The organism is Candidatus Binataceae bacterium, from assembly GCA_035508495.1.
GTDB lineage: Bacteria > Desulfobacterota > Binatia > Binatales > Binataceae > JASHPB01.
Window position 1 is genome coordinate 1 of record DATJMX010000080.1, and the last position, 10,204, is coordinate 10,204.

Annotated in this window: 11 protein-coding genes; 1 reads left to right on the forward strand and 10 read right to left on the reverse strand. The window is 60.2% G+C overall.

The window, feature by feature from the left end; translation table 11 throughout:
- Positions 1-168: 168 nt before the first annotated feature.
- Positions 169-1,797, reverse strand: coding sequence for a hypothetical protein (locus tag VMA09_23125; protein HUA36517.1), 1,629 nt, complete (start codon positions 1,795-1,797; stop codon positions 169-171).
- Positions 1,798-2,232: 435 nt separating this feature from the next.
- Here VMA09_23125 and VMA09_23130 point away from each other — a divergent pair, with 435 nt between their 5' ends.
- Positions 2,233-2,448, forward strand: a complete 216-nt coding sequence (locus VMA09_23130) for a hypothetical protein (GenBank protein HUA36518.1) — start codon at positions 2,233-2,235, stop codon at positions 2,446-2,448.
- Between the two features lie 97 nt (positions 2,449-2,545).
- Here the strand turns inward: VMA09_23130 and VMA09_23135 are convergent, their stop codons facing one another.
- From VMA09_23135 to rseP, 9 genes are all read right to left on the reverse strand, one after another.
- Positions 2,546-4,204, reverse strand: a complete 1,659-nt coding sequence (locus VMA09_23135; GenBank protein HUA36519.1) for a choice-of-anchor Q domain-containing protein — start codon at positions 4,202-4,204, stop codon at positions 2,546-2,548.
- Positions 4,205-4,298: 94 nt separating this feature from the next.
- Positions 4,299-4,493, reverse strand: coding sequence for a hypothetical protein (locus VMA09_23140; protein HUA36520.1), 195 nt, complete (start codon positions 4,491-4,493; stop codon positions 4,299-4,301).
- A gap of 96 nt (positions 4,494-4,589) precedes the next feature.
- Entirely contained in the window at positions 4,590-5,429 is an 840-nt protein-coding gene (gene pssA, locus VMA09_23145; protein ID HUA36521.1) for a CDP-diacylglycerol--serine O-phosphatidyltransferase, read from the reverse strand.
- On the reverse strand, positions 5,426-6,124 hold the full coding sequence (locus tag VMA09_23150) for a phosphatidylserine decarboxylase (GenBank protein ID HUA36522.1): 699 nt from the start codon (positions 6,122-6,124) through the stop codon (positions 5,426-5,428). Before VMA09_23150 ends, pssA begins: the two co-directional genes overlap by 4 nt.
- A 5-nt stretch (positions 6,125-6,129) precedes the next feature.
- Positions 6,130-7,146: a ketol-acid reductoisomerase gene (gene ilvC, locus VMA09_23155; GenBank protein HUA36523.1), complete on the reverse strand. Its 1,017-nt coding sequence runs from the start codon at positions 7,144-7,146 to the stop codon at positions 6,130-6,132.
- Between the two features lie 12 nt (positions 7,147-7,158).
- Positions 7,159-7,683 carry an acetolactate synthase small subunit gene (ilvN, locus tag VMA09_23160; protein HUA36524.1) on the reverse strand — a complete coding sequence of 175 codons (525 nt, stop codon included), beginning with the start codon at positions 7,681-7,683 and terminating at the stop codon, positions 7,159-7,161.
- Positions 7,684-7,720: 37 nt separating this feature from the next.
- The gene (locus VMA09_23165; protein ID HUA36525.1) at positions 7,721-7,957 is read right to left on the reverse strand and encodes a hypothetical protein; all 237 of its coding nucleotides are present in this window, start codon (positions 7,955-7,957) and stop codon (positions 7,721-7,723) included.
- Complete coding sequence (gene tsaB / locus VMA09_23170; GenBank protein ID HUA36526.1) at positions 7,933-8,739, reverse strand: tRNA (adenosine(37)-N6)-threonylcarbamoyltransferase complex dimerization subunit type 1 TsaB; 807 nt, start codon at positions 8,737-8,739, stop codon at positions 7,933-7,935. The genes VMA09_23165 and tsaB overlap by 25 nt, the downstream gene beginning before the upstream one ends.
- Positions 8,711-10,060 carry an RIP metalloprotease RseP gene (gene rseP, locus VMA09_23175; GenBank protein HUA36527.1) on the reverse strand — a complete coding sequence of 450 codons (1,350 nt, stop codon included), beginning with the start codon at positions 10,058-10,060 and terminating at the stop codon, positions 8,711-8,713. The genes tsaB and rseP overlap by 29 nt, the downstream gene beginning before the upstream one ends.
- Positions 10,061-10,204: the final 144 nt, after the last annotated feature.

A 10,204-nucleotide genomic window follows, 5' to 3' on the forward strand; every position in this document is an offset into this window, starting at 1 on the left:
AGATTGATTCTAGGCGGTCGGGGGAATCTCAGTCAAGGCAGCAAAAAGATCACCGCAAAGGCACTAAGGGCACGAAGGTAAGGGAATTTGATCTTGGTGCCCTTCGTGCCTTTGCGGTGAGAATTTAAGATTTTGCGATGCATCGTTACCGCGTCGCGTAATCACCTTTCAGGGGCAGGTCTGCTCGTATTGGGCGTTGGGCATGAAGCCGACCTGGCCGCAGGTTGCATCGAAGAGATACGTGAACCATGAGAGCGGATGACGGCCCGTGTTCACGAACATGCTGGTCTCGTCCTGGTGGTTCTCGATGCAATTGCTGATCGACGGCGCCGGAGTGACTGGAGTCGGGGCCGGTGACGGATTGCTGTTGTTCACCGCGTAGCTGTAACAGGCAGGCGAACTCGTGTCAGTCCCGGAGTTAATCTGGACCTGGGTGTCATCGGGGACCAAGCCGCCCTGGCAATAGCCCTTGGGCCATGAACTGCTGCCGATATTGATGAACATGTCGCCGATGCCGGTGTCCATCAGCACTGTGCCGCAGAAGACGCCGCCGGGCGCCAAGGCCGGAAAGCTGATGCATCCCGGGGCGGTCACGTAGTCGCCGCCGACGCATTGATTAGGTGTGAGCGCGTCCGTGTCGAATCCTGAGTCCGAAGTAATGCCGAGCCTGATCTGCGTCGGGGTGATATTGTATCCTGGGCTGATGTCAGAGCCATTCTTCGTATTGGTTAGATTCAGAAACGCATTGTCAGCAGGCGAATCAAAGTAATCGCCCGTGGTGGTGGCGTTGCGATCGAAGCCAACGCCCATGTAGTTAAGCGGATGACTGTCCGGAACAACAAGGATCCTGATCGGATGGGTTGAGACCTGGCTGGTCATCTTATCGCCCTTGCTCGCCAGGCCGAATGTCATCGGTGCGAGCCAATACTGGCCTTGGTAACAGGTTCCGCCATTGCTGTCGTAGTACCTGATTCCCGGGCCGCCGGGGCCGACCACCATTCCTTCACCGGGACTTGGGTTCGCCGATGGAACTTGGTCTTGCGGCACCAGCGTCCCGAGTGAACCGGTATCCACCGTATATTGATGAAATTTCGAAGTCAGCGATCGCACCCTCAGCTTGCCGACGGCGGCGGAAATCCGAATACCGGCGCCCGATGTCATATTCGGACAATCGCCGGGGATTGTTCCGGCGGGGCAATCGGTGTTCATCGGGTAGCTCGTGCTCTGATAGGTGCAACTGCTGGGCGATTGACGATTTGTGCGCAGGATCAGCGTCGAGCCGAGCGAATAAACCCCGAGCGTCTGCGAGGGCTTGGGATTCTTGATCCAGGCCTCGAGTACGAGGTCGTTGGCCAGGTACGCGCCGCTGTATCTGAAGGATGCGGTCGATCCGGACGTGATCTTCTGGGAAGTGGGCAACACCGCACCCGCAGGTGCGCCGAATACCATCACCTCGATCGGGCGGGTGCGGCTCGGCGAGATCTGTTTGCCCGTCGTGTCAAAGGCTGTGAGTTGGACGGTGATCGTAGCGGCCTTGGCCTTGGTGCCGGTGCTGGGCGGATTGCTGACGGTTGGATTTGCCGGGGAGAAGTTGATCGCGCTGATGGTTGGCGTTCCGACCGGCACCGAGCAGGTCGAGGTCGCGACCGGAGTGGGGCACATCGTGGCGGCGCTTGTCATGAGAACGGCCGACAGCGTCGCGCCGCGCGCGGGCGTGGCCGTGCGGCTGTTGAGCGCAATCGCGGCGAAAGCGAACAGCAGAAAGCCAGGAACCAGGGACTTCTTATACGGCGCCATTCCCGATCGTCTCCCCCACGAATCGTACAGTTAGACAAGCAAAAGTTACTGAAAGAAGATTCTACAAGCTAGTCATATGCGATTGCCTTGTAAAGCGAGCGCTAGTGCATTTTCCGACGAGTTGTTATGGGCAAATCTCAGCGCCGAAGGCTGGCCGATGATCCAGTGTTCCCGGGATAAGCGGTCACAGGAATCTCAGTCAAGGCGGCGGAACGTAACGGCGTTAGATGTCAGGGTAGATCGCGTAATCGCGTCTCGGGGGCGGGTCTACTCGTATTGAGGGTCTGGTGGTTCTCGATGCAATTGCAGATCGACGGCGCCGGAGCGACTGGAGTCGGCCCAGGAATGCAAGCGACTCGACAGCCAGGTAGGGCTATGCAAACTGACCGACGTAAACTATTTTTAAGGCGAATTCACCAAAAGGGGAAAGTAGGAATGAAGTTGCTGTTTGTGATCGCCGTCGGGCTAGCGCTCTTCTCCGCGGGATGCACCAGCCAATCCGCAAGTGATCCCAATTACGGCCAGATGTTCAAAAAGGCAACGAACGATCGAGTGCACGGTACGGAGTTTTGGGGCTCGAACCAGCAGAAGGACTGCGTCAGTGCCGGAAATGTGACCACGTGCGCCCCGAGCACGCAGCCTCCAGGTTGAACGAACAAGTTCGGAGGACTCCAGCGCGATCTCGATAGCCGAAGTTCCAGTAACGAACCAAGAGGCCGGGCGTGATATTCCTGCGATCGCCTCTGAGCTAGGGAACTGGTACGGCGCCGAACTCGAATGCGCCGATGTCGCAGGCTGGACCAGCGGGACGGCCAAACCCGCGTTGATCGACGGTGACTTTGTTGCCTTCCTGATCGATACAGTCCCCGACGGGGATCGCATCGATTGCGGGACTGCCGTTGCTCAGCGCGATCGTCGGCGTCAGTCCGCCGTGGTTTGCGAGCGTGAGAACCAGGGCGGGGACCATATCGGGGATGCTGGGTGGGCAGAGCGCGCTTGCGCTCTGCAGGTTGAGGCCGTCGTCAACCACGGCCTGGTTGCACGATACTGATTGCAACAAGCTATTACTCAGTCGAATTGATGAGGCGCTGCCGAGGAGATTTGACGCCGCGATGGTCGAGAAGACGACTTCTGCTGCGCCGCTGCCAACGGTAATTCCTTCGGGGTTTGGGCTTCCGCCGAGAAAGGTGCAGTTGACGACTTTCATCTGACTGCCAGTATCGACATAGGTTGCGCCGCGCTGGAGGGCGCGATCGCTGGTGAAAGTATCGCCTGAGGCGTTCAAGATCGCGTTGCTGGAGAGGTAGATGACGGCGCCGTTGCCGCTGGCAGCGTTGTCGTGGAAGTAGGTCCGCGTGATGGTGGTTGGAAGCTGGTTGCCCAGATTGTCGGTTACGAAAATCGCGCCCCCATTGCTATGCGCCGTATTGTTGAAGATCTGAACTCCATCGATAGTCACTTGCCCGCTGCGATTGTATATCGCGCCGCCGTTACTCGCGGAGTTATAGGCGATCGAACGATCGACCGTCGGTGGACGATTGGTGCCCGGGCCAATTGTCACCGTGCCGCCGGAATTGTAAATCGCTGCGCCGGAGGTCGCGCTGTTGTTGAGAAACGTAAAGTTGTTCGAGGCGATATTGAGCCGCGCGTTGGGTGCGACGAAGATCGCGCCGCCGTTGGTTGCGCTGTCGTCGGTAAACCTGATCGGCAGCTCGGCGGTCTGATCGTTGATATTGACGGTGCCGCCCTGGATATCGATCGCGCCACCTTCGTTGAGCGGACCATTACCCGACAAGCTGCTGTTCACCAGGTTCGCCCCGCCCGAGATCGTCGTGGTAGCGCCGGGCCGGTTGGTGATGATTCCACCCGAGAAAGGGACACTGCCGCGTTTCTCATTTGAATAACCGCAGCTCTTTCCCGCCCACGGCTTTATTGTCAGCGTCCCGGAATTGTTGATGACACTCGACGAATTACTGCCGTTGGTTGTTAGCCCTACTCCCCACAGAGTCAGATTCGCTCCGCTGGCGACCGTTACGTACGCCGCTCCTTCGATACCTGTACACTGCAAGCCTCTGCCGTGTCCTGGTTCGATAGTTAGAGTCCCTTCGATCGTTGGAAGCGGACTGGTAACCGTCGCGTTGAGCGGCAAATCGATGATGTCGTTGCCGCTGCCCGAGGCGCATTGCTTGTTCGGCTGACCCTTGGCGTTGTGGTTTTCGATCGCGCGCCGAATCGAGCATCGGCCAAAGAAGAGGAAGGGCTCCCCGGCCTCATCGACGGTGATGGTGTTGGCGTTCGCGAAGGTCGGTGCTGCGATACAGAAGGTGAGGATTAGGACCAGCCAAAGAGCAAATTGCGCAGACTGAGCCGAGTCAGTCGATTCCTGATGCCCCGAAGGTGCACCCATCACTTATCTATTCCCTTTCAATCAAAGCTAATCGCAAGAAGTTACAACGGCGATTAGTTTTACACAACTGGGATCTTTTCCTCACCGCTCTCAACTAGTTAACGACTTTAAAAGCGCGATAAGCGCGCTCCTCATTCGTGGTATGGCGCTTCATCAGGAAATAAGGAAAGTGCTTCGCGCGCTTACCGGTACCGGCCCGTTCGGGGCCTCCGAGATCTTTCGACTCCGGCATGACTCCGCTCAAGATGACAGATTGGATGGCAGCCAATTGATCGAGATGGGCGGCCAAGACATTTCTTCGCGGACTCTCAGGATGACGGAATAGAGACCGGCCGATCGAGCTGGATGAGTGATTTGGTGGATGGCGGTCGCGTTCGACTGCGACTTAGGATTCCGCCTTTTCGGCGGGGACTGCGTGCAGGACGGAGAACTTTGCGCTCAGGTGTTCGCCTCTCAGCATCAGGTAGGGGCCTGACAGGACGTAGGCTGCGCCCAATACGAAGGCTGTCATTTGTGGGATCGCGAACAACGCGGCGACTGCGACGATGATCGCGATAACCAGCTCGACGCGTGCGCGCTTGTCGAGCTGCATGCTCTTGAAGCTGGGATAGGGCACGCGCGAAATCATCAGCCACGCGAGCGCTAGCGTTATCGGCACCATCACGAAACAGAGCGCGCGCGGCGATTCGAATTCGAAATAGCTGTAGGCGAGCGCAGTCGTTGCGATGAGCAGCGCGGCGCCCGGGATCGGCAGGCCCACGAAGCGGCGCTTGTCGAGCGTCGCAGTCTGCACGTTGAAACGCGCCAGCCTGAGCGCGCCGCACAGCAGGAACAATCCCGAGACCGCGACGCCGAACGAGCCGATGGTCTTGAGCGCCCACACGTAGGAAAGCATCGCGGGCGCCGCGCCGAACGCGACCACGTCGCACAGGCTGTCATACTCGACGCCGAACTGGCTGGAGGTTTTCGAGATGCGCGCAACACGGCCGTCGAGGCCGTCGCAGAAAAACGCCAGGATGATCATGACGGCGGCGAGCTCAAAATGCCCGTTGACCGCCGACACCATCGAGTAGAAACCCGACAGCAATCCGAGCGAGGTGATCGTCGCCGGAACGAGAAAGATGCCGCGCCGCAGCGGATCGGCCATCCGCTCGGCGCGGATTCGCCCCGAAATCAGATGCATCCGCGAGCGATCCGCGCGAGTGCGGCGCACGCGCTGGCTCACTGCTCGAGTTCTCCGATGACGGAGCGGCCGGCGCGCACGCGCTGACCGAGACTCACTGTCACGTGGTATTCGGGCGGGATGAAGTGATCGACGCGGCTGCCGAACATAATCAGGCCGATGCGCTGGCCTGGCTGGATCCTATCATGCGAGCGCAGGCGGCACACGATTCGCCGTGCGAGGTAGCCGGCGACCTGGACCATCGCATGAACGCGGCCCGCGCCGTCGCGCATCAGGATTTTGTTGCGCTCGTTATGCTCGCTGGCTTGGTCGCTGAACGCGGCGCGGAATTCTCCCGGCGTATGCTCGACGCCGATGACCTCGCCGCCAATCGGTGCGCGATTGACGTGCACGTTGAGCGGCGACATGAAGACCGACACGCGCTTGTAGTTGCGCGCGCCGCTGCCCGGTATCGCAGCCTCGGAGATATCGGTGACCTTGCCGTCGGCGCCGGAGATGATCACGCCTTGGGTCGATGCGGGGAAGCGCTCGGGATCGCGAAAGAACATCGCGACCGCGATCGCGAAGATGATCACGGCGCCGCCGATGATGGTCAGTCCGAACGCGAGCAGGATCAATCCAAGCGCGAGCACCGCCATCGAAATGGCGACGCCTTCGGCCGCGATGTGCACCAGGCGCGCGATAAATGCGAGGAACCGATTCGGCGCCGGCCTGAGAGTCGGGTGATTGTCAGCCAAGGCGACTAGTTCCTTGACTTGTCGACAAGCCGATCGCTCGCGAGCCACGGCATGAAGGAGCGCAGCTTGCGGCCGACCTCCTCGAGCTGATGGCTCTCGCCTTCCTTGCGCATCCGCTTGAAGTTGGGCAGCCCGGCGCGATACTCGGCGATCCACTCGTTGGCGAACTTGCCTGACTGGATGTCAGCGAGGATCTGCTTCATCGCGGCGCGCGATTCGGGGCCGACCACTTTCTTGCCGCGCGTCATGTCGCCGTATTCCGCCGTGTTGCTGATCGAGTAGCGCATGTTGGAGATGCCGCCCTCGTAAATCAGGTCGACGATCAGCTTCACTTCGTGTACGCACTCGAAATACGCCATCTCGGGCGCATAGCCGGCCGCGACGAGGGTCTCGAACCCGGCGCGGATTAGCTCGGTGAGGCCGCCGCACAGCACCGATTGCTCGCCGAAGAGATCGGTCTCGGTCTCTTCCTTGTAGGTGGTCTCGATAATCGCCGCGCGGCCGCCGCCGATGGCGCTGCCCCATGCGAGGCCGACCTTGGTCGTATCGCCGGAGGGATCCTGCTCGACCGCGAGCAGGCACGGAACGCCGCGACCCTTGGTGTATTCCGATCGCACGAGATGGCCCGGGCCCTTGGGCGCGATCATAAAGACATTGACGTCCTTGGGCGGCTTGACGAACTTGAAATGGATATTGAAGCCGTGGCCGAAGGCGAGGTACTTGCCCTTGGTCAGATGGGGCGCGATTTCCTTTTCGTAGATCTCGCCCGCCATCTCGTCCGGCACGAGCATCATGATGACCTCGGCCTGCTTCGCTGCCTCGGCGGTATCCAACACGGGCAGACCCTGCTTGATGGCCTTGTCGCGCGAGGGTGAGGTCGGGCTCAGTCCGACGCGGACATCGAAGCCGCTGTCGCGCAGATTGAGCGCATGGGCGTGGCCTTGGCTGCCGAAACCGATGACGGCGATTTTCTTGCCGCGCAGCGCGTTTAGATCGGCGTCGCGGTCGTAATAGACCTTCATGGCGTGTTTCTCCTAGTCGGATTCGCGAGGGCGGCGATGGTTTTCGCCGTTGAGCTGGACCGACCGCTGCATCGCGACTTTGCCGGAGCGTACCACTTCCTTGATGCCGAGTGGACGGACGAGCGCGATAAATGCCTTGATCTTGTCGGAGTCGCCGGTCACTTCAACAGTGACGGCGCGGGGACCGATATCGACTATATGAGCGCGGAAGGCGCTTACGATCGAATCGAGTTCCGAGCGCGTGCGCTCATCGACGGCGACCTTCACCATCACCATCTCGCGCTCGAGGATTTCGACTTCGTTGAAGTCGATGACCTTGATTACGGGGATCAGCTTGTTGAGCTGCTTGTTGATCTGCTCGAGAACCTGCTCGTCGCCGCTGGTGACCAGCACGATCCGCGACACGGTCGGATCGATTGGATCCTCGTTGACGGTCAGGGATTCGATGTTATAGCCGCGGCTGGAAAAAAGTCCGGCCACGCGCGCGAGCACGCCGAATTCGTTCTCAACCAGTACCGATATCGTATGACTTGTCATGCGGTGGGGTGCGTGCGCTCATGGCCGGACTCGCAGCTCAGTGGGCCGCCTCGGCCGCCTGGTAGCGATGAAGGATCTCCATCATGCGATCCTTGGAGGCCAGCTTGAGCTTCTGAATCCGTTTCTCCTCGATTTCTTCGTCGTTGGTTAGATGCGCTTTGTGCCGATAATCTTCGAGTTTTCGTTTGAGCGCCAGATGTTCTTCGTAGAGCCTCTTCAGTTCGTCGTCGTGGGTGAGATGCTGCCGGATTAGTTCTTCGTCTCTTCGCTCCATACGGCCTCCGTTACACGGACCTGCCCGGACTTCGCGGCGAGTTTCACCGCGGCGTCGGGCGGTCGAATATACAACGGTTCAAGTGTCGCAGCCTGCGCGATATCTCCGCGCGCCAGCTTCGCCGCGCCAATAGCGGCGATACATGGCCCGCGCTGGTCCAGCTTCGATGTGTCGAGTACCGCCACCACGTGGCCCCGGTTGCCGATCAGGGCCGCCGCATCCTTCGCCCTCGAGTCACCGGCGAGAACAACGTCGCCTGCGATGTGCGAAGCCAAGTCTTCGAGCACGATCAACAAGTCTTCCGATACTTTCTCTAACCCATCCGACACGACACGGTAAAGAGCCGCGAACACTTCTCCTTTGCGCGCATCCACAACGGCGCAAATGAGCATGCCATCGCGCGATTTTGCTAATTCAAGCGCCGCCAGCGCGAGCGCGTCCAGACTCGGCACTCCGACCAGCGCGCATCCCGAGGCCAGCGCAATTCCCTTGGCGTAGCTGAGGCCGATCCTGAGTCCCGTGAACGATCCCGGTCCGATACCGACCGCGATCGCGCCGAGCTCGCGCGCAGTTAAACCCGCGCCGCGCAGTAGTTCGTCGATCGCGCCGGGCAACTCCGCCCCATGCGATCTGACCCGGCCAATCGCGCCGCCGATCACGCGCCCATTAGCCGTCAATCCCAGGTACGCATTCGGTGAGCCGGTATCGATCCCGAGGACGGGTTTTACTGCCGCAGCCTCGTGGAGGAGCCGCTCAACCCTGGATAAGTCGCGAGATGTCATTGAACATAACGAATGCTATCAGCGCCACGAGCAGAAACAACCCGACCTGCAGCATCATCTCGCGATAGCGCAGTTCGAGCGGCTTGCCTCGCACGCCTTCAAACGCGAAGAACAGCAGATGCCCGCCGTCGAGCAGCGGCACCGGCAGCAGGTTAATCAGCCCGAGCTCAATTGAGAGCATCACCGTGAACATCGCCAGGTTGGCGATTCCCTGATGCGCATACTGTCCGGCCATCTGCGCGATTCGGATCGGACCGCCGAGCGCGTCGCGAATCGGGGTCGAGCCGGTGACGATACTGGCGATGCCCACGACGAGTTGTCCGGTGATGTTCACCGTGCTGGATACTGCCTGCGAAGCTGCGGCGATCGGGCCAAAGCGCTGGATACGCGCATCGCCGCTGGCCTTTACGCCGACGATCCATGCGGAGCCGTTCGTGCCCGGTTGAACCTTCTCGTAAACCGGCTTGACCGGAATCGTCAGCACGGTTTCCTTGCCGTCGACCTTGCGCTTGATCGTGAAGTTCATCTTCGCGCCGTTGCTGGCGCGGACGGTGTCGGAGAATTTCTCCCACGTATCGATCGGCGTGCGGTCGATCGAGGTGACGATGTCGCCGGGACGAAGACCGGCGGCCTCGGCGGGCGTGCCCTTCTGTACTTCGCCGATGACAGAAAGCGGAATGGGAACGCCGAGCATGAACACAATAGTGAGCAGTACGGGCGCGAATACGATGTTCGACACCGGACCGCCGAGCACGATCATCACGCGCTTCCATAGCGGCTGCGTCGGGAACGATTGGGCTTCGTAGGATTCCACGAGGCTGCGCGGCGCGCGATCGGCGACCTGCTTGATTCCCGATTCGACGTTGCCGGTTTGCTGGATCGCCTCGACGAGCAGCGCCTCCTCGGGCTTGAGCTCGCGTCCGATGAGATCCTTCGCCGTCGTTGGAGCGCCCGGTTGATTCAGCCGCTGCGCGATCGCGAGCAACTCGTCGTTTTCGGTCGCGCCGGAGGAGCGCATCCCATGGGCGCGCGCCGCGGTGACGATGTCGAGGCCGACCTGTTCGAGGAAGCCGCTTATCTCCTCGGCGCCGCGCTCTTCGCCGACTTCGTCGCCGAGCATCCGGCAATAACCGCCGAGCGGAGTCGCACCGAACGAGTAGTCAGTCTCGCCGCGGCGGATACCGAACAGCTTGGGCGGGTAGCCGATCGAAAAACGAATTACGCGAACGCCCAGCCGCTTTGCCATCGCGAAGTGCCCGAGCTCATGAACAACGACAAGAACGCCAAAGATGACTACGGCGGATACGATCGAAGTCAGCATATTCGATGGAGACCGATGAGCGGATTCAGCGTCTGTATATGGCAAGCATCCACGCCGCGAATCACTTCACCCAATAGTAAGTGAATGCCACCGCGAACACTAGGCTGCATGTGCGATCGATGAGTCCGCCGTGGCCCGGAAAAA